Origin of the sequence: Streptomyces sp. NPDC096048 (assembly GCF_044763415.1) — a bacterium.
In the GTDB taxonomy this organism is placed as follows: Bacteria; Actinomycetota; Actinomycetes; order Streptomycetales; family Streptomycetaceae; genus Streptomyces.
This window is the reverse complement of sequence record NZ_JBIWGG010000001.1, coordinates 72941-91063: the sequence shown is the minus strand read 5'-3', so window position 1 is coordinate 91063 and position 18123 is coordinate 72941. Positions and strand designations below refer to the sequence as shown.

General features: G+C 71.0%; 22 protein-coding genes. 7 read left to right on the top strand and 15 right to left on the bottom strand.

The features are described 5' to 3' along the window. Positions 1-23 precede the first annotated feature (23 nt). Positions 24-1046 (top strand): chitinase, encoded by a 1023-nt coding sequence (locus tag ACIQ6R_RS00495; RefSeq protein ID WP_404217753.1) that lies wholly within the window; start codon positions 24-26, stop codon positions 1044-1046. 32 nt (positions 1047-1078) lie between these two features. Here the strand turns inward: ACIQ6R_RS00495 and ACIQ6R_RS00490 are convergent, their stop codons facing one another. From ACIQ6R_RS00490 to ACIQ6R_RS00475, 4 genes are all read right to left on the bottom strand, one after another. Next, positions 1079-1678 (bottom strand): imidazolonepropionase-like domain-containing protein, encoded by a 600-nt coding sequence (locus ACIQ6R_RS00490; RefSeq protein WP_404217751.1) that lies wholly within the window; start codon positions 1676-1678, stop codon positions 1079-1081. 7 nt (positions 1679-1685) lie between these two features. Further along, a complete protein-coding gene (gene mqnC, locus ACIQ6R_RS00485) occupies positions 1686-2885 on the bottom strand; it encodes a cyclic dehypoxanthinyl futalosine synthase (RefSeq protein WP_404168699.1) in 1200 nt (399 codons plus the stop codon). An 88-nt stretch (positions 2886-2973) separates the two neighbouring features. Continuing rightward, a complete protein-coding gene (locus ACIQ6R_RS00480; protein WP_404217749.1) occupies positions 2974-3723 on the bottom strand; it encodes a prepilin peptidase in 750 nt (249 codons plus the stop codon). Next, a complete protein-coding gene (locus ACIQ6R_RS00475) occupies positions 3720-6707 on the bottom strand; it encodes a BTAD domain-containing putative transcriptional regulator (RefSeq protein ID WP_404217747.1) in 2988 nt (995 codons plus the stop codon). The genes ACIQ6R_RS00480 and ACIQ6R_RS00475 overlap by 4 nt, the downstream gene beginning before the upstream one ends. A gap of 555 nt (positions 6708-7262) precedes the next feature. Here ACIQ6R_RS00475 and ACIQ6R_RS00470 point away from each other — a divergent pair. The 6 genes from ACIQ6R_RS00470 (at position 7263) to ACIQ6R_RS00445 (ending at position 10288) form a co-directional block, all read left to right on the top strand. Continuing rightward, entirely contained in the window at positions 7263-7607 is a 345-nt protein-coding gene (locus tag ACIQ6R_RS00470) for a hypothetical protein (protein ID WP_404217745.1), read from the top strand. An 8-nt stretch (positions 7608-7615) separates the two neighbouring features. Continuing rightward, positions 7616-7807, top strand: coding sequence for a DUF397 domain-containing protein (locus ACIQ6R_RS00465; RefSeq protein ID WP_404217743.1), 192 nt, complete (start codon positions 7616-7618; stop codon positions 7805-7807). Between the two features lie 242 nt (positions 7808-8049). After that, a complete protein-coding gene (locus tag ACIQ6R_RS00460; RefSeq protein ID WP_404217741.1) occupies positions 8050-8445 on the top strand; it encodes a hypothetical protein in 396 nt (131 codons plus the stop codon). Positions 8446-8478: 33 nt separating this feature from the next. Further along, positions 8479-9084 (top strand): hypothetical protein, encoded by a 606-nt coding sequence (locus ACIQ6R_RS00455; RefSeq protein ID WP_404217738.1) that lies wholly within the window; start codon positions 8479-8481, stop codon positions 9082-9084. 28 nt (positions 9085-9112) lie between these two features. Then, positions 9113-9448 carry a hypothetical protein gene (locus tag ACIQ6R_RS00450; RefSeq protein WP_404168690.1) on the top strand — a complete coding sequence of 112 codons (336 nt, stop codon included), beginning with the start codon at positions 9113-9115 and terminating at the stop codon, positions 9446-9448. Positions 9449-9520: 72 nt separating this feature from the next. Beyond that, on the top strand, positions 9521-10288 hold the full coding sequence (locus ACIQ6R_RS00445) for a hypothetical protein (protein ID WP_404217735.1): 768 nt from the start codon (positions 9521-9523) through the stop codon (positions 10286-10288). A 35-nt stretch (positions 10289-10323) separates the two neighbouring features. Here ACIQ6R_RS00445 and ACIQ6R_RS00440 read toward each other — a convergent pair whose 3' ends face one another. The 11 genes from ACIQ6R_RS00440 to ACIQ6R_RS00390 all read right to left on the bottom strand — a co-directional run bounded on the left by ACIQ6R_RS00440 (position 10324) and on the right by ACIQ6R_RS00390 (position 18075). Then, a complete protein-coding gene (locus tag ACIQ6R_RS00440; RefSeq protein WP_404217733.1) occupies positions 10324-10917 on the bottom strand; it encodes a hypothetical protein in 594 nt (197 codons plus the stop codon). An 8-nt stretch (positions 10918-10925) separates the two neighbouring features. Continuing rightward, a complete protein-coding gene (locus tag ACIQ6R_RS00435) occupies positions 10926-11564 on the bottom strand; it encodes a hypothetical protein (protein ID WP_404168681.1) in 639 nt (212 codons plus the stop codon). After that, a complete protein-coding gene (locus ACIQ6R_RS00430) occupies positions 11561-12685 on the bottom strand; it encodes a hypothetical protein (protein WP_404168678.1) in 1125 nt (374 codons plus the stop codon). The genes ACIQ6R_RS00435 and ACIQ6R_RS00430 overlap by 4 nt, the downstream gene beginning before the upstream one ends. A 194-nt stretch (positions 12686-12879) precedes the next feature. Further along, on the bottom strand, positions 12880-14304 hold the full coding sequence (locus ACIQ6R_RS00425; RefSeq protein ID WP_404168675.1) for a putative T7SS-secreted protein: 1425 nt from the start codon (positions 14302-14304) through the stop codon (positions 12880-12882). Beyond that, on the bottom strand, positions 14301-14627 hold the full coding sequence (locus tag ACIQ6R_RS00420) for a hypothetical protein (RefSeq protein WP_404168672.1): 327 nt from the start codon (positions 14625-14627) through the stop codon (positions 14301-14303). The genes ACIQ6R_RS00425 and ACIQ6R_RS00420 overlap by 4 nt, the downstream gene beginning before the upstream one ends. A 24-nt stretch (positions 14628-14651) precedes the next feature. Next, positions 14652-15701, bottom strand: a complete 1050-nt coding sequence (locus ACIQ6R_RS00415) for a hypothetical protein (protein WP_404217731.1) — start codon at positions 15699-15701, stop codon at positions 14652-14654. Further along, entirely contained in the window at positions 15701-16363 is a 663-nt protein-coding gene (locus ACIQ6R_RS00410; RefSeq protein WP_404217729.1) for a hypothetical protein, read from the bottom strand. The genes ACIQ6R_RS00415 and ACIQ6R_RS00410 overlap by 1 nt, the downstream gene beginning before the upstream one ends. Before the next feature lie 61 nt (positions 16364-16424). Next, positions 16425-16886: a pilus assembly protein TadG-related protein gene (locus ACIQ6R_RS00405; RefSeq protein WP_404217727.1), complete on the bottom strand. Its 462-nt coding sequence runs from the start codon at positions 16884-16886 to the stop codon at positions 16425-16427. Next, entirely contained in the window at positions 16883-17317 is a 435-nt protein-coding gene (locus ACIQ6R_RS00400; protein WP_404217725.1) for a TadE/TadG family type IV pilus assembly protein, read from the bottom strand. Before ACIQ6R_RS00400 ends, ACIQ6R_RS00405 begins: the two co-directional genes overlap by 4 nt. Then, positions 17318-17767: a TadE family protein gene (locus ACIQ6R_RS00395; RefSeq protein WP_121748547.1), complete on the bottom strand. Its 450-nt coding sequence runs from the start codon at positions 17765-17767 to the stop codon at positions 17318-17320. A gap of 47 nt (positions 17768-17814) precedes the next feature. Next, on the bottom strand, positions 17815-18075 hold the full coding sequence (locus ACIQ6R_RS00390; protein WP_019328443.1) for a hypothetical protein: 261 nt from the start codon (positions 18073-18075) through the stop codon (positions 17815-17817). Positions 18076-18123: the final 48 nt, after the last annotated feature.

Sequence of the window (18123 nt, the reverse complement as noted above, 5' to 3'; positions counted from 1 at the left end):
ACGAGAACGGGAGCGTGCCGCACATGAGGGCATATCGGAAGGCGGCGGCCGGGTGCGCCCTGCTGCTCGCCCTGGCCACCGCGGGCTGCGCCGGGCGGGACGACGGCGCGGGCGACACAGGCGCCACGGAGGACAGGGCCAGCACGGCACCGTCCGAGTCGCCCGCGCCGGTCACCGCCTACGCCCCCTACGTCAGCGCCACCACGGCCTCCGCGACCGACTCCGGCGGCTCCCCGGCGACGTACAACCTGGCGTTCGTCATCTCCTCCGGCGACGACTGCGTCCCGCGCTGGAACGGTGTCCAGGACATCGACGACACCTCCGTCGCCTCACGCCTCGCGCAGCTGACGGAGTCCGGCGCCGACGTCCGCGTCTCCTTCGGCGGCGCCTCCGGGACGGAACTGGCGGCGGCCTGCGGCAGCGCGGCCGACCTGGCGCAGGCGTACGGCGAGGCCCTGGACGCGGCCGGTTCCACCCGGGCCGACTTCGACATCGAGGGCGGCGCGCTGACCGACACGGACTCCGTCGTCCTGCGCTCGGAGGCGATCGCGCTGCTCCAGGAGGAACGCGACGGCCTGGAGGTGTCCTTCACCCTCCCGGTGATGCCCTCGGGCCTGGACGCCGACTCCCTGACGCTGCTCGCGTCCGCCAACGACCACGGCGTACAGGTCGCCACCGTCAACCTCATGACCATGAACTACGGGGAGTCCTACGACGGCGACATGGGCGAGTACGCCCTCACCTCGGCCGAGGCCGCGCACACGCAGCTCCGCGAGGTCTTCGGCACCTCGGACGCGGACGCCTGGCGGGGCATGGCGCTCACCTCGATGCTCGGCGTCAACGACGTCGCCGGTGAGACCTTCACCCTCGCGGACGCGTCGGAGGTGCGCGCGTTCGCCGAGGAGAAGGGCATCGCGTGGGTCTCGGTCTGGGCCGCCTTCCGGGACAGGCGGTGCGCCGAGGACGCGTCGGCCACCGACGCGCTCACCACGTGCAGCGGCGTGGAGCAGGAGGACGGGGCGTTCGGCGCGGCGTTCGGCGCATAGGCCCGTCGGGCCGGCCCCGTGGGACGGCGCGCTCAGCGCCCCCGGTACACCAGACGGCCGCCCACGACGGTGGCCACGCACGTGGACGCGCCGGCCCGCACGAGCGCGGCCCGGTCGGGTACGTCGAACACCGCGAACCGGGCGGGCTTCCCGGCGGCGAGCGCGGGAAGCAGCACCAGCGGGACCGGCGAGAAGGAGGCGGGCCCGGGCAGGGCGGGCGGACGCGCCGCCACGGCGAGCCCCGCTCCGCGCACCGCGTCGAGGGCCGCGCGGCCTCGCAGCTCACCGGCGACGGCGACCGTGCCGTGCGCGAGCATGCGCTGTACTCCTCGGCGCGCGCTGGCGCCCCGCGCGGACGGATTGGCACCGAGGAGGGCGAGGGCCCGCTCCCCGAAGATCGGCTCGGTGCCCAGCCGGTTCGCCTCGCGCGGGTCGGGGTGGTACGCCTGCTCCAGCAGTTCCGGGCCGTACGGGTTGAGCAGTCCGGGCGTCAGGATGCCGGGCCACCGGCGCACCCGCGCCCGCGGGTGGTCGGCGGCCAGTGCCTCGTACGGGCCGACGGCGGCGAGCCGCGCGCCGTCGACGACGACGGCGGCCTCGGGCGAGGCTTCGGAGACGTGAACGGTCAGCACGACGGCCTCAGTTGGAGGCGAGCAGCTTCAGTTCCGGATGGGCCGTGCCGCCCTCGATGGCCGTGGACGAGATGTGGGACACGACGCGCTCGTCGACGGGGTCGTTGGCCGGGTCGTCGTGCACGACGAGGTGCTCGTACGTCGTGGCACGCTGCGCCGGTACCCGCCCCGCCTTGCGGATCAGGTCGATGATCTCCAGCCGGTTGGAGCGGTGCTTGGCGCCGGCCGACGACACGACGTTCTCCTCCAGCATGATCGAGCCGAGGTCGTCCGCGCCGTAGTGCAGGGAGAGCTGGCCGACCTCCTTGCCCGTCGTGAGCCAGGAGCCCTGGATGTGGGCGACGTTGTCCATGAACAGCCGGGCGATGGCGATCATCCGCAGGTACTCGAAGAGCGTGGCCTGCGTGCGGCCCTTCAGGTGGTTGTTCTCGGGCTGGTAGGTGTACGGGATGAAGGCGCGGAAGCCCCCGGTGCGGTCCTGCACGTCCCGGATCATGCGCAGGTGCTCGATGCGCTCGGCGTTGGTCTCGCCGGTGCCCATGAGCATGGTGGAGGTCGACTCGACACCCAGCCGGTGCGCGATCTCCATGATCTCCAGCCAGCGCTCGCCGGACTCCTTCAGCGGAGCGATCGCCTTGCGCGGACGCTCGGGCAGCAGCTCCGCACCGGCCCCGGCGAAGGAGTCGAGCCCGGCCGCGTGGATCCGCTGGATCGCCTCCTCGACCGACACCTTCGAGATCCGCGCCATGTGCTCGACCTCGCTCGCCCCCAGGCTGTGGATGACGAGCTGCGGGAACTCCTTCTTGATGGCGGCGAAGTGCTTCTCGTAGTACTCGACGCCGTAGTCCGGGTGGTGGCCGCCCTGGAACATGATCTGCGTGCCGCCCAGCTCGACGGTCTCCGCGCAGCGGCGCAGGATGTCGTCGAGGTCGCGGGTCCAGCCCTTGGCGGTGTCCTTGGGCGCGGCGTAGAAGGCGCAGAACCTGCACGCCGTGACGCACACGTTCGTGTAGTTGATGTTGCGCTCGATGATGTACGTGGCGATGTGCTCGGTACCGGCGTACCTGCGCCTGCGTACGGCGTCGGCGGCGGCGCCCAGCGCGTGCAGCGGGGCGTCGCGGTAGAGGACGAGCGCCTCCTCGGGGGTGATCCGCCCACCGGCGGCGGCGCGGTCGAGGATGGGCTGAAGGTCGGCCTTCTCGGTCACCGGCGTCCCTTTCGCAGAGTTCGTAAGGGTTGTGGACGGACCAGGCCAGCCTACGCCAGCCCTTTCGGCCGGTGATCCGCAGGCGTCCTCAGGCCGCGTAGGCGCCCGCGAGGACGCCGAGGAACGCGCCCGCGATCAGGAACGGCCCGAACGGGATGGCCGTCTTGCGCCCCGCCCGCCGGGCGACGACGAGGGCGCCGCCGTAGAGCGCGCCGAGCAGGAACCCGGCGAACGTGCCGAGCATCACCGTCGGCCAGCCGTACCAGCCGAGGACCGCACCGGCCGTGAGGGCCAGCTTCACGTCGCCGAAGCCCATGCCGGCCGGGTTGACGAGGAACAGCACGAAGTAGCCGGCGCCCAGGGCGAGGGCGCCCAGCAGGGCGGTGGTCCACTCCCCGGCGTGCTCGGGCACGAGCGCGGTGAGGCCGAGGAGGACGAGTGCGGTGCCGGCGAGGGGCAGGGTGAGGGGGTCGGGCAACCGCCGTACCCGGAGGTCGACGGCCGCGAGGAGCACGCCGGCCGGGGCGAGCAGCAGCCAGACCGCCAACTCGGGACGGATGCCGGTCGCGGCGGCGAGGGCGGCGCAGACGACGGCGGTGACGGTGGCGGGCACGGCGGCGCGAGGGCCGTAGAAGGCGGCCTCGGCCTGGCACTGCCCGCAGCGCGCCCGTCCGAGCCAGCCCCGGACGGGATGCGCGCCACCCGGACACCGCTCGCGCCACGCCTCCCCCGAGGGGGCGGAGAACCGGTAGGCGGCGCGGGGCAGCAGCGCGCCCGTCGCCGCGCCCCAGAGCGCGGCGACCGGGACGATCAGGGCGGCCAGGAGATCGATGCTCATCCGGCGGCGGCGACGCCGTCGCGCCAGGTCGGCAGCAGCTCGTCGAGCAGTGCCTCGGTGCGCGGCGGCAGGCCGCGTGCGCCGCTGCGGCCGATGAGGTCGGCGGCGAGCGCGTGGAGCCGTCCGGTGTCCTCGGTGGCGTGCGTGGCGCGCAGCAGTTCGTGCCACAGGCGCTCGTCGGCGGGGGCCGTGCGCAGCGCCGCGTTCAGCGCCTCGATGGCCTTCTCCGCGCGGTTCTTCTCCAGGTGGAAATCGGAGAGCGCCAGTCCGGTGTCCGCGACGAGCAGCGGGAGCTGAGCGTCGATGATCTCGTGGGTGAGCCAGCGGTAGCGGCCCTCGGGCCGGTCGGCGAGCAGCGGCCCCCGCACCAGCACCAGCGCGTCGGTGAGCAGCCGTCCGCGCACCTGGCGGCTGTCGACGCCCCGGCCCTGCGTGGCCTCGTAGTAGAGGGAGCGCAGCACGTCGAGGTCGGAGACGACGGACTCGGCGAGGGTGAGACGTCCGCCGGCGTCCGTACGCAGTCGTGCGCTGCCGTCGGGGTCGGTGCCCAGCCAGGCCCGCAACCGCTCCAGCAGCGCGTCGCGCACGTCCGCCGTCACGCCGCGGGGCCACAGCGCGGAGGCCAGCACGCGCGGATGGACGCCCTCGCGGTGCAGCAGGAGCAGGGCGAGCGCCTCGTGGAGCTGGGCGCTGCGGTCGCCGTCGGGCGCGTCCAGGCCGATGATCTCGTACGGCCCGACGAGGCGGGCGTACACCGCGGGCCGCCCCTGCTCGCTGACGTCGACGAGGAACGGCGGGGTGTTGGCCGGTCCGCCGGGCCCGCGTCCGGGGTCGGCGTCGCTGAACAGCTCGACGACGGCCCGCTGCTGCGCGGCCGGCAGCGACTGCGCCTTCAGCTCCAGCCCGAGGAGCGGCGCGAGCAGCTTCCCCTCGCCGGTGATCTCCATCTCCCAGGCGGCGCCGGGCAGATCGGTGCCCTCGGTGCCGACGAGGTAGCCGATGCCGAGACGACTGGCGTCGGCCGCGAGTTCCGCGAGCCGCAGGGCGTCCTCGTCGGACGGCTGGGCGGCGAGCAGGACGAGGTGCGGCGCCCAACGCGTGTGCTGGGCGGGCCCGGTACGGCCGGTGAGGACGGAGTCGTGCCCGGCGGCACCCAGCGCGCCGCGCCGCTGCCGGGTCTCGGCGGACATCGTCTCGAAGAGGTCCTCGAACCCGTCGAGGTGACGGATCCGGTTGGGCGCGAGGGGCGTGAGGTCGTCCCCGAACCCGACGAGCGTGATGGTCATACGGTCCGACCAGCCGTTGGTGGCCAGTTCGGCGGCGACCGACGCGAACACGGCGGACCGGTCGGCCTCCGTACCGCTGAGCGAGACGAGGCCGGGCACGGCCTCCAGGTTGAGCAGCAGCCGGGAGTCGTCCATGGTGCCGAGGCTGACGAGACCCGGATACGGCGCGGCCGTGTCGGCGTCCTCGTGTCCCTCGGCGTCGGCGCGGGCCAGCAACCAGAAGGTCTGGTCCTGCCCGAGCTGCCAGGGCGCCGGCGGCTTGCCTGCGGGCTGGGCGAGCTGCAGGTGCAGGTCGCCGTTGCCGCTCATCCAGGCCGCGTACACGACGGGCAACGGACGCGACTCGGCGGCGAGGGCGGCGGCCAGTCCGCGCAGAGACCGGTCCAGCAGGCGTACGCCCTCGGGGTCGGCGCCGACGAGCAGCGCGTCCTGCGCGTCCTGGGCGTCGCCGGTCGGCGTGGGCGGCTCCATGCCGCGCCGCCCGCCGACGTTGCCGAGCGCCGACTGCCACAGCGCCTGCCGGCGCCGGCGGCCGAGGGCGCCGAGGAGACCGGCGGCGAGGAGAGGCGCGGCGAGGAGTGCCTCGGGCAGCCCGAAGGAGTGCCCGGCCTCCGCGGGGGTGGCGGCGTGCTCCCGGCCGGTGCTGGGCGCGGGGGCCGGGTTCGCGGGCGTGACGGGGGCGGGCGCGGGCCGCTGCTCGGGCAGGGAGACCTGGGCGTCACCGCCGCCCTGGGCTCCTCCTCCCTGGGCTCCTCCCCCGCCTTGAGCCTGGTCCCCGGTCTGTGCGTAGTCGCTGATGTGCCGCTGCACCTGCTCGGAGACGTTCGGCGCCTCGTCGGGCAACTCGACGAGCTCGCCGCCGCGGGCGTCGCCGGGCATCTCCATGATCCACCCGGGCCGGATGAGGGACGCCTCGGAGAGCTTGGACCCGTCCGGCTGCACGCGGTCCTTGTTGAGCTCGAAGATCTCCTTGTACCGGCGTCCGTCACCGAGGTGCCGGTCGGCGATCTCCCAGAGGGAGTCGTGGTGGCGTCCCTCGGGCGGCTGGATCCGGTAGTACTTCGTGTCGCCGTGCGCGGCGGAGCCGCTGTCGGCGCGGGCGGCGGCCTGCCCGGCCTGCTCGGCGAGGGCGCTCGCCGTACTGGCGGCCTGCTCCTGCTGCTGGGCGAAGAGTCCCGGCGTCTGCTGGGCGGCGGCGACGGACGGCTTCTGGTTGCCCTCCATGCTCTGCCCGAGCTGCGACAGCCCCGGCGTGAGGCTCGCCGCGGTGGCACCGACGAGCAGCAGGGCGGCGACGAGCTGCCGGGCGAGCAGCTGGCTGGGCCCGGACCCCGGCACCCGCCCCGGCACCCCGACGCCGGACAGCGCGGCCTTGACCTCGACGAGCACGCAGGCGGTGAACTGCGCCCACGCGAACCAGACGACGACGGTCAGGATGCTCAGGAAGGTCCGCACGGTGATCTCACGCTGCAGCCAGTCGAGGCCGGGCATGCCGTCCGGCAGGGGCCAGCCGATCTGGGTGGCCAGCGCGAGGGGGACCCCGACGACCAGCACGAGCAGCACCACGAAGGCGAGGAACGCCTTGACGAAGTCCCCGAACGACCGCCGCCGCACCCGCACCGGTTGGGGTGTCCGGTTCCTCGGAGCCGGCGAACTTCCCGTCGAGCTTGACGAGCTGGTGGTGCGGCGTCGAGGCATGGCGGGTTTCCCGGGTCGTGTGTCGTGTGTGGGTGTGTGTGGACGTGTGTGGAGGGCGGCTGGAGCGTCCGGTATGAGGGGTGTGCTGAGCCTACAGAGATCTTATGGACTCACACCGACACCGTCGAAGGCCCGCCACGAGACCCGACCGCAACCCCGGCCCCCTTTACGGCCTTTGCCCCATGACGTCGACCACTCGCCGGTCACCCTTCACGTCCCCCACACAATCCCCGGAAACCGCCCAGGGCCCCTGCACCTCCCCCTGATGGCTTCGTCCCCTGTCGCACACGCCGTACCCCGGGGGGCCAACCGTGGCCCGCAGCGCCCTCACGACCACCGCCGCCACCTTCACCGCGACAGCGGCCCTGCTGTTGACCGCCTGCGGCGGAGGCGGCGACGACTCGGCGCCGGACGACACCGCGGGGGCGGGGGCGAGCAGTTCCGCTCCGTCGGCTTCGGCGTCCGGGTCGGCGCCGTCCGGCGTCGAGCGGCGGGTGATCAAGCTTCCAACTGACCTTCGAAGACTGGACGAGCAGCGACGCTCAAGAACAGGCCGTGCTCAACGACGCCAAGGAAGAACTCCGGGCGGGGTACGCCGCGATCATCGCCAACGACCCCGACAGCGCAGCCGTTGCCTTCTGCGACACCGATTCCGGCCGCTCCCAGAGCAAGAAGTGGATCAAGTCGTACACGGACAAGAACGTGACGGTCATCGGCAAACTCCCCGCTTCCGACCCAAAGGTCACCGTGCTCGACGGCGGCACGACGGCGTCTCTCGGTTACTCTCATCGACGCAGAGCCCCAGCTGAAGCAGCTTCGAACACTGTTCCGCAGGGTGGAGAAAGCGTCGCTCACCCGTGCGGCGTCACGAGACTTCGTCCACCGCTTGGCGAAGGATGAGGCGCGTCATGACCGAGACCGTGAGTTGGCGGAAGTCCTCGTACTCCGGTGGCGGTGACGGCAACACCTGCGTAGAGATAGCACCTCTGCGAACGCGCGTCGCGATACGCGACTCGAAGGCCCCGTCCCTGGGCATGGTGACCGCCCCGGCCGGATCCTTCACCGCCCTGATCCAGAGCCTCAAGACAGTCTCTACCTGATCTAGCCCCATCCAGCACAAAGCGCGAGAGCATATGCGATAAGTTCGTACGCGCGTTCCAAGCGGTAGGCATCGCATGTGCACGATGGCCAATTCCCTCGGCGTACCAGTCAAGGCGCCGACCAACGCGGTAGGTGTCCCCAGCTTCGGGGCGGGTCCGTTCACCCCTCACATCAAAGACGGTGGGGTGTGGCTCACATTCCTCCCCATGGTCTGAGCGAGCCGCAACAACGAGGAGCTCCAATGATTCGCCCCGCAGGCTTCTTCGCAGAACTCTCTCCCGGCTGGGGGTTGCCGATGGACGGCTCGATCAAGGATGCGGTGCGGCCATCTGGTGAGCCGGACGAGTCGGACATTGTTTCCTACCTCATGAACGGGACAGGACTATGGAGCGAGATGAGCGCCGGGCCCGACGTGCTGGATCCTGACGGACCGCTGTTGACCGGTATCGGCTCCCTCTACACAGATGGCGAATGGATCTGGCGCGGCGATCTTTCGCATTACGTATCCACTCACCATGTCGCCCTCCCCCTGAAATTTCTCACGCGGATCAGAGACTTGAACTACGCACCCCCGACGGTACCGGACAGCAGACTCACCGAGATCGCTACAGAGGATCTCGGAATGGACCTCGGTTAGTCGTTCACGAAATATTCAGAAAGAGTGGTTGTGATGCCGAGTTTCTCACTGGCCGTTCCCGACTCCTGGTGGGAGTTCGACATCCGCCCGGAGGGACGTGAAGCGACGGTACGGACACTGGTGGACGAACGGGTACGAGAGTCGCCCGAGTTGGCCCCGTACCGCACGGACCTGACCGCGATGCTCCGCAAAATGGCCAAGGACGCCCACGATTCCGGCGCCCTCTACCTCGGCTGCATGGCCGAGAACTTCGACGGCGTTCCGCTCTCCGCGACCGTCACCGTGTCCGCCCTTGGCGCCAAGAACAAGCAGGGCGTCGCCCTCTCCACCGACCCCCGGGCCATCGCCGAGAGCCTCCGTACGATCACCCCGCGACGCGAGGACGACGCCTGGCGCAAGGTCACGACCGTGGACGTCCCCGAAGTCGGCACGGCCGCGCGGACGTACGGCGTCGAGGACGTACCCGTCGCCCCGGGTGACAGTCGTACCCTGCGTATGGTGCTGACGCAGACGTACATCCCCGTACCGGGAACCACCGACCAGGTCGTGCTCGTCTCCGGGGCCAGCCCGGTGTTGGACCTCGCCGAGGCGTTCCACGACATCTTCGATGCCGTGACCGGCACCTTCCGTTTCGTCTGACCCGATCCGCAGAGAGGAACTCCGCGCCATGGGCAAGAGCGACCTCGCACTGCCGTTGACCGAGCTGGAGGACTACGGGCGCCGACTGCGCTCGCTCAAGACGCGGCTGAACCACACCAAGAAGCTCTTCGAGTCGTACAAGGACGACATCGGCGACGGCAGCGTCAACGACGCTCTCGACGACTTCGAGTCCAACTGGGAGGACGGCCGCGAGGACATCACCCAGCAGCTCGACGCGCTCGGCGACATGTCCGACGCCGTCGTCCGGGAGTTCAAGAAGCTCGACGACGAGCTGACGAAGCAGGTCAACGAGGCCGTGAAGACGGAGGACAAGCGGGGCGGGAAGGGCGGCGGTGGCACGTGACGTGACGGTGTCGGCCCACCTCACGACCGGGGTGCCGCACCGGTCCGGGCCTTCCTGCCGGAGCACCGGCGGATGACAACACAGCTGACGCAGGACGAGTACCGCGACCGGATGCGGCGACTCCACCCCAAGCGGGCCACGCCCCGCGCCCCGCACCGTCTCAGCGGACGGCTCACCCGCCGGGTCCCCGTCCTGCCGCGCGCCGCCGTGCTGTGCGCCGCGTTCGCGGTGAGCGTGCCCGCCTGGCTGCCGCCCCTGGTCCTTCTCGCGGTCCCCGAGTCGGTCGGTGGCACACTGCTGTGGCCGCTGTTGGTGACGTCCGCGATATGCCTGCTGTTCCTGCTGCTGCCCGAGATCGCGCACTACGGCAGCCGGCCCGGCCCGGTCGTTCTGATCGTCCTCGGCGGCCTCTACCTCTTCTTCGGTGCGGCCGTCACCTTCCACACCTCGGTGCTGATCGAGCGTGGCCGCTGGGCGGACGTGGTCGTGGTCTCCAGAGACGAGCCCACCTCGCGCGGAACCCCTCACTGCGCCCTGCGTGAAGTGGGTACCGCTCCAGGGGTACGGCCCTTGGAGACGACCCTCAGCGACTGCCCCCTTCGGCCGGGGGACCACGCCCGGGTCTTCGCCGACCCCTCGGACGATGCGGGAGCGCGGCTGAACCGCCCGGAGAACGTGAGTCCGGAGCGGGAGCTGACCTACCTCTCGGCCGCCTCGATCGCCACCGGCGCGGTGAGCGGCGCGCTCTCCGGGTACCGGCGCCGCAGGGCCCTCGGCCTGCTGGGAGCGGAGGCCGGCCTCGCCGAGGAGCGATACGGCAGGGTCCGGCGGGGCGACTGAAGGACCGGGCGTTCCGGTGGGGCTCCGCTCGTGCCTCACAGGGTCAGCGTGTGAGCGATGCCGTCCACGATGCCCTCCAGTGGTTCGTCCAGTACCGGCTCAGTCCAGGAGACCAGCAGGGTGACGGCGGCGTCCGTCGCTGGTGGGCGGACGCCGTAGAAGAGGGTGCGGACCACCGGGCGCGGCCCGAGGAGGCGCTTCTTCTCCTCGATCAGGTTCTGCCGGATGCGGACCGCGTCGCCGAGCGGCAGCCGGACCTCGCGGACGTCCGGTTCACCGAAGTCGCGCGCCGACATGTGCTCGGTGAGGAGCGGGAGGGTGACCTCGCGGAAGGTGCCGTCCGGATGAATCGCGTCGAGTTCGAGGACGGCCGCGACGGTGTGATGACCGCTGATGTACCAGCCGAAGGCACCGAGGGGTTCACGGGTACGGCTGTCGGCCGCCACGCGTCTGAGGTCGCGGGCGAGGAGCCGGGCATTTCCCTTCTCCCCGTCGCGCTCGTACCGTTCGACGAGGTCCCCCGCCTGGTGTTTCGCCCAGTAGCCCAGGTCCAACTGCCCGGCGACGGGGAACGGCACCCAGTCCTCCGAGCATTCCAGGCCGAGGTTCGACAGGTCGACGGTGGTCATGTCGGTAGTCACTCCGTCCAGGTCAGCGAGCCGGCGATCGCGTCGAAGAGGCCGGCCATGGTGTCGGCGATCGGCTCCAGGGGCGTGGAGAAGGTGAGCAGCAGGAACGCCATCGTGCCCGGGACGGGCAGGTGGTACTCCACCGAGACGGAGACGTGGTCCCCGTCCGGCCCGTTCTCGCCGGGTTGCCGCGACAGTCTGCGGACCCGTACTGCGGTTCCCGCAACCAGTTCTTCGACAGTGATTTGCGGTGCCTCGCCCGGATCCGCCTCTTCCGCCTCCTCGGCGAAGGCTCGCGCCAGGTCCTCCGCGGGCAGCGGCTCGGCGTGGCGCAGCGGCGCCAGGCTTACCAGCAGCGAGGCGGGGACGGTGAACGGGCCCACCTCCTGGAGGCTCAGGTAAAGCTCGATCCCACCGCTGCGGTGCGCCTTGGCCGCACGGCGGCGCAGGTCGGCACGTAGTTCCTCCTTGAGGTGCGGGGCGTTGTCGATGCCGTAGAACTGGCGTTCCACCAGCGCGTCGACGGACCTGTCCCGCCGGTCGGGGTCGAGCAGGATCCGGAACCAACCCTCGGGCAGGAGCAGTCGGTAGTCGGCTGGAGCCGCGGGGTTCTCGGAGGAGTCCACGGGCTTCCCGGTAGCGGTCACGTTGCATCATCCCTGGATGTCCGGTCCCGGGCCTTCCGGTCGAGACGGAGGCGACTGCGTAGTTGGTGGGCCGCGTACGGCGTGCTCTGCAGGACCAGGCCGACCGCCCCCATAAGCACCGCGGCAAGCGACGCACCGGGGTGCGAGTCCGTGATCCGCAGTCCCTGGACCACGGAGAACACGGAACCGAAGGCCATGACGGCCGTGGACGACATTCCCGCGATGGTCCCGGGGAACCGCGACATGCGGCGGGCCGCCCGGCCCGACTCGGGCAGCAGGCGCAGGCCCAGCACCGGCCCCTTGGGCCAGACGGCCTTTCCGCTCAGTCGGCGTTCGGACACCGCCAGCCCGGCGGCGCGGCGCAACCGTGCCCACCCGTCGGCTCCCGTCTCACCGCCGAACCAGGCAGCCCACGGGAGCACGGCCCGCACCTGCTCCCCCGGCCCCCGCAGTTCCACCCCGAGCACGACGCCGGTGCGGTCGCTGACCCGGACCAGCGAGGTCACCGCGTGCGGGCCGGTCAACGGGAACCAGTACTCCTGCCCGCCGAGGTCACGCAGGACGAGGTCCTTGTCCTGCACCCGCACCTCTGTGTCCCGGCAGAACCTGACCGTCGCGCCGACGCTCTTCGCAGGCGAGGGGCTGACGCGCTCACGGACGACGGGATCGTGGCGTCCGAGGCGCAGCCGGGACCAGGCGCGCAGCGCCAGCCGTGCGACAGGGGCGAGGAAGGCGGTGGCGGCCAGCAGCAGGATGGCCCAGGGCGCTGTGGTGCCGGAGAAGACGACGATCGTGAACGCGGCGAACCACGCGCCCCCGGCGACGGCACGGACGCCCCAGTACCAGGACGGGAAGTCGCCACCCGGCCCGAGCACCGCCCCCCTGCCCCTCGGGGCCACCAGCGGATCGTTTCTGTCCCGCACCACGTGCAGGGGGATGCCCGCCGCCTTGAGCAGGCCGGCCACACCCGAGCGGCTGAGGAGCTGCTCGCCCTGGACGGACCGTTTGGGCAGCACGGGCGACTCGGGCAGCCAGTCTTCCACGTCGAACCGGCCGATCAACGCCCCCTCCGCGTCCTGCAGCTGCACCTCTCCCCAGGAGCCCGGGAGAGTCGGCCCCATGCGTTCCCTGTCCTCACCGGGGGCGTCGACGAAAACCGCTCGCGCGATACCGTTTCCGCCCACCGGGTAGCGGGTGGTGCGACGGTGGGTGCGTAGCACCAGCTCGCCGTCCTGTGCGAAGAGCCGGGAGACATGGCACCGCTCGAGGCCGGGGCCACGCGATGCGGCAGGCCTGAGCGCGGGCCCGGGGGCCGTCATCCCGTGGCTCCGTCGTACAGGGTCGTGACGGCGCCGTAGGCTCCCTCGGAACCGGCGGCCACACCCGTTGCGGTCGCCCCCGCCCAGACGTTGGTCTGGCCGGAGAAGTTGCCCAGTGCGCTGCTGACCGCCGGCATCTGCGTCGCGGCGGGCGCGATGCCGTCGAGGTCGGCGGCGGCCCTGGCCAGGTCGGGATCGAGTGTGCCCGCCGAACGGGGCGCGGCCACCCCCCGGAGCCCGTCCCGCCAGCCCTGCTTCGAGAACGCGCTGCCGATGGACTTCACGCCGTCGACGCTATCGCGGTACATGGAGACGGGGCTGAACCCCTCCTTGAGGTTGCTCCAGCTGGGCAGCTTTCCCTTGGGCATGTTGGCCATCGCCCGCGCGGCGTCCTTGCCCCGGACGGAACCCTGAGCACCTCGGTTGGCGAGGTTCCACGCCTTGTTGGGCTTCATTCCGGAGGCGACGGCGTTCTTGTAGAGGTTGCTCCGGGCGAGCGCCTTGCTGCCGGCGGCCACCCCCTTGGCTCCCGCCATCGCCGCCCGCCCGAGGCCGAAGGTGGCGACCCCGACGGCGTCCAGCATCACGGACTTCCAGCTTCCCTCTCCACCCAGAGCCAGCACCAGGTCGGTGGCGAGCGCGACGACGCCGGCAAGGAGGGCCACGGCATTCGCGACGACCGCGATGGCCTGTCCGATCACCGGGATCCAGCCCAGAGCGAGCGCCGCCACCCCCGCCCACAGCGCGATACGTCCCGCCCATTTGGAAATCTGGGTGAGCCAGCCCGCGTTCTCGTGGACCCAGTTCTTGAACTTGTCCGTCCAGCCGTCCTTGAGCCCGTCGTTCTCGATGACGTCGTGGATCGCGTCCGCCGCCCGGCGCGCAGCCGCGTCACGGACCTCCTTGGCGGTCCGCAGAGCGTCCTTGGCCGCCGACAGAGCCGACGAGGCGTTTTCCTTCTGCTCCTTGTACCTCTTGGTGTCCGGGTCGTCCTTCGGCGCGTCGTCGGGCTGCCCGTCGAGCGAGCGCTGGGCGGCGCCGAGGTCACCGTCCGCGGTCTCCGCGTCACGCAAAGCCTTGTCGGCCATCCGCTGCGCGCGGTGCAGCTCCGAGGCGAACTCGGTGCTGCATACCCCGTCCACAACACTAGTGCCGAGTGCGTCGGCTGCCTCGTCATACCGCTTGAACGCCTTGCGGAGCTTGTCCCCGGCGCCTTCGGCCGCTCCACGGAACTCGGTGGCGGCCTTGCCCTTCCAGTTCTCGACGGAGGCCAGCTCCTTGATCTCGCGGGCTTCCTTCTCGATGGCCTCGGCGGTCTTGCGCAGCTGCCGGCCGAGTCGCGCCACCTCCTCAGGGTCGCCCGGTATCGGGTCGGAGCTCTCGTCGAGAACGGCCCAGCGGTGGGTTGCGGGACGCGTCACTTTCCGCCCCCCTTCTCTCCGTCCCTGGCCTTCTCGTCCGCGCGGCGCAGCGCCTCGGCCAGTTCGTGGTCGATCTTGTCGTACGAGTCCGCCGCGCCCTTGGTGATCCCGTGGAGCTTCTCCAACTCGTCGGTCAGCTGTCTGCGGTGAATCTTCCAGTTGCTACCGAATTTCTCGAAGGCTTCCAGGATCTTCTCCGACCCGATCTCGCCTACGCCGTATCCCTCGGCCGGGTTGGCGCGCTCGGCGAAGGTGCCCCGGATCCGCTTCAGCGCCCGGGCACTCTCCCGGATCCGGTCGATGTCCGCTTCTTGGTCGCCCATGGCCTACTCCTCCCTGCCGTCGTGTCAGCGGTTGACCGACTGGATCTCCTGCACCGTCACGTCCTGCGTCGCGCCGAACGTGCCCTCCGGGAGGTCGCCGCCCTCGCCCGTGGTGCTGGTCCACGAGATCTTCCAGGTGACGGTCGCCTGCAAGGGGTACGAGCCGTCGGAGCCGGAGGCGCGGAGGTAGGTGACGCCGCAGGGCGGGGTGTCGTTCGCCTTGCCCTGCGCGTACGGCTCCCCGATGCTGCCGTCGGCGTTGATCTCGCAGTCGCCGGACGCGGGGTACGTCCGGGCGTCGCTCGTGCCGGGGTCGATGTGCAGGGAGACGGGTTCGGCGGTGGTGGTCGCGGAGAGGCCGGTGCCGGGGAGACTGGCGGTGACCGAGATCTTCTTGAACTTGGCCTTGTCCAGCCAGATCCAGGTGGGGAGGTTGACCTTCGTCGCTCCGGCCGGCTTCATCTCGATCTCGGTGCCGGGGACCGGGAGTTCGTCGTAGGCGTATTCGGCGAGGATCTGAGGAGTGAGGGCGAGAGGCTCATCGGGGACATCGCCCTCGTCCACCCAGAACGGCTGCTCGTTGCAGGAATTGGCCTCGGGGTCGTCCTTGCGGTTGGGGTTCTTCACCGCCGCCCAGAACATTCCCTCGCCCTCTTTGTCGAGGTTGTAGTTCTCGTACGGGTCGCCATCCTTGTAGTACGCGTCCAGCGAGTCACCCACGAAATCCCCTACGCCGCCCAGGAACGGCAGACCGTCGATGCTTCGCCACAGCTTTACGGTCTTCTCGATCTCCTTGGGCGAGAAGGCGGGCTCGTACCAGCAGGCCGGTGGCGTCCAGTTGCTGTTCTCCGGCGTGAGGGTTCCCGTGCCGGCCGGCTCCGAACTGCCGTTCACGCTGGTCGTGACCTTGGTCTCCGCCCTGATGACGCCGTCCTGGGCGGAACCGCTCCCGCTGCCCTCCGTTCCGCCGCCACCGTCGCGGCCGCCGCCGGCGAGCGCCACGGACGGTACCGCTGCCACGGCGAGGGCCAGGGCGGGGACGAGAAGCCTGCGAGTGGAGGTCGCAGGACGCATCACATGCACCTCTTCGCCGCCTCGGTCGACGACACGCTCGTGGTCTGCCACACGCCTTCGGAGTTCTTCTCCAGCCGGGTGTTGTAGAAGACGTAGTCACTGGGCGACGCCTTGACCGACCGGTCGACCTTGCCGGTCGCGCGGTCCTTCGGGTAGGTGCCGGTCGCGTCCATGCAGTAGGTGACCGACGCCGATCCGTCCTTCGCCAACGTGACCTCACGGTCGTAGTAGCGGGTCTTGCCCGTGAAGCTGCGGCCGTTGTCGTAGAAGGACTTCACGTAGGTGACGGCCGACATGAGGGCGTCGTCCTTCGAGTAGAACTCCAGCGCCGGGTGCTTCTCCGCATCCACGACGATCGCCTCGTCGATCGAGTTGACACGCCTCTCGTTGTCGGCCAGTACGGCGTCCTTCTTCGCGTCGCCGGTCGAGCCTTCCTCGAAGACGTTCTCGATGTCCTTCGGGAGCTTGATCTCCGGCCGCTCGATGCCGTCCTCGCTCGCGGATGCCGACGGCGACGCGGACGCCGAAGCCCTCGTGTCCGCGCCCGCGATCTCGTCCTTCCCGGAGTCCTCGCCGTCCGAGCCGCCGCAGCCGGACAGCAGGAGGGCCACCGCCGTTGCCAGGGTGGCCGCGGCGGTGGCGGTGGTCGTGCGTGTGCGCATGGGAGTGGTACCTCCGTTGGTGGGGGGGATGGGGCGCGGTCAGAGGCAGGGCGGCGTCGGGTCAGCCCACCTCGTTCTCCGCCACCGCCTGACCGTGGACGGCCACGTCGCCGCCGTAGAACATGCCCGTGAAGACCGGGGAGTAGGTGAGCCGGACCTCGACCTGCACCTGCTGGGCGTCGGCCGCCACGCAGTGCGTCGCGGCGATGTCCGGGCCGGTCATGCCCATCTCCGCGGCGAAGGCCTTGACCCTCGCGTCGCAGTTCTCGTAGTTGATGGGGGCGGGGCCGCCCACGTCGTCGTAGAGGGCCTCGCGGTCGATGTCCTGGGCGGCGTAGCGGGCGGCCTGTTCGGCGATGTCCGCGGCGCGTTCGCGCTTGGAGATGGACATGCCGCCGTCGATGACGAAGGCGGAGAGGGCGAGGAAGACCAGGGCGAAGACGATGACCGCGCCGGCGCCCGAGCCGCGGTCGTCCAGCCGGGCGCGCCGGTCCGCGAGCCACTCGCGTGCGAGGGATCTCACGCCGTCCTCCGGTACGGGTCCAGCGGGGAGCTGAAGCTCGCCGTGAGGGTGGTGGGGATGTTCAGGCCGAGCGAGGCCAGGCCCCGCACCTCGCAGCTCACCTCGACCGTGAAGAGGGTGTCGGGCTCGAAGCCGGCGCTCTTCTGGACGACGGAGACCGGGCCGGAGCAGACGTCCGCCAGGTTGGCCTCGGCTGCCCTCTTCGCCTCCGCCATCGCCGTGCCGTGGTCCTTCTGGATCGAGCCCGCGCGTGCCGCGTCCCGGGCCGCGCCGTCGAGGGCGCCGCGGCCGTCGACGAGCTGGCCGAAGGCCACGAGGACGAGGATGAAGAGGATCATCACCGGGGCCAGGATCACCACCTCGATGGTCGACAGGCCCCGGTCGCCGGCCTCGGCCTGCCGCGTGCGGGAGGTGACGCGGGAGAGGTCCATCTAGTTCTCCCCCTCCTGCACGAACCGCTCCACCGGTCCCATCGACTGCGCGTGCACCGTCAGGTCCAGGCCCGGGAACACCGTCGGGATGCGGGCCGTGATCTCCACGCCGACCGTGTCCTGTTCCGGCTGGAGCATCTTCACGTCCGGTGACAGGACCAACTGGGGGCCCAGCTGACGGATGTAGCTGTCGACCACGTCCTGCGCCTCGCCCCGCCAGCCACCGGGCTGGGCGTCGGCCGTCGCGCGGGCCTTGCGTGCGCCCGCCTGGGCCGCGGCCTGCGCCACGTGGTCGGCGAAGAAGTACAGCCCGAACTGCACCGTCGCGAAGATCATGAAGAAGAGGACCGGCGTGAGCAGCACGAACTCGATCGCGGTCATGCCGGAATCGCCGCGCGCGGAGGCAGCCTCCACGCGTCGGCGCACCCAACCACGTACGCGCACTGACACCCCCGTACTCCCCGTACTCCCCGTAGCAGCGGAACCCGTACCTGCGGTCAGCAGGTGCTGCCCGCGTCCGCGCCCTTGATGCAGTCGCCGACCTTGTTGGCGCCCTCGCTGAGCGCGGCGTTGATGATGGCGGCCACCACGCCGACGATCGCGACGACGACCGCGGAGATGATGACCCACTCGACCGCGGACGCGCCGCGGTCCAGCTCGCCGGAGCGGGCGCGGTCCACGCGGGCCCGCAGGAAGGTGATCAGGAAGTCCACGGGCACGATGCCGGTGGTGCCGGTGCGGAAATTCCGTCCGTTCATGGTGAGTTGTCCTCTCGTGTCAGTTCTGAGCGAAGCGGCTCGGAGCTG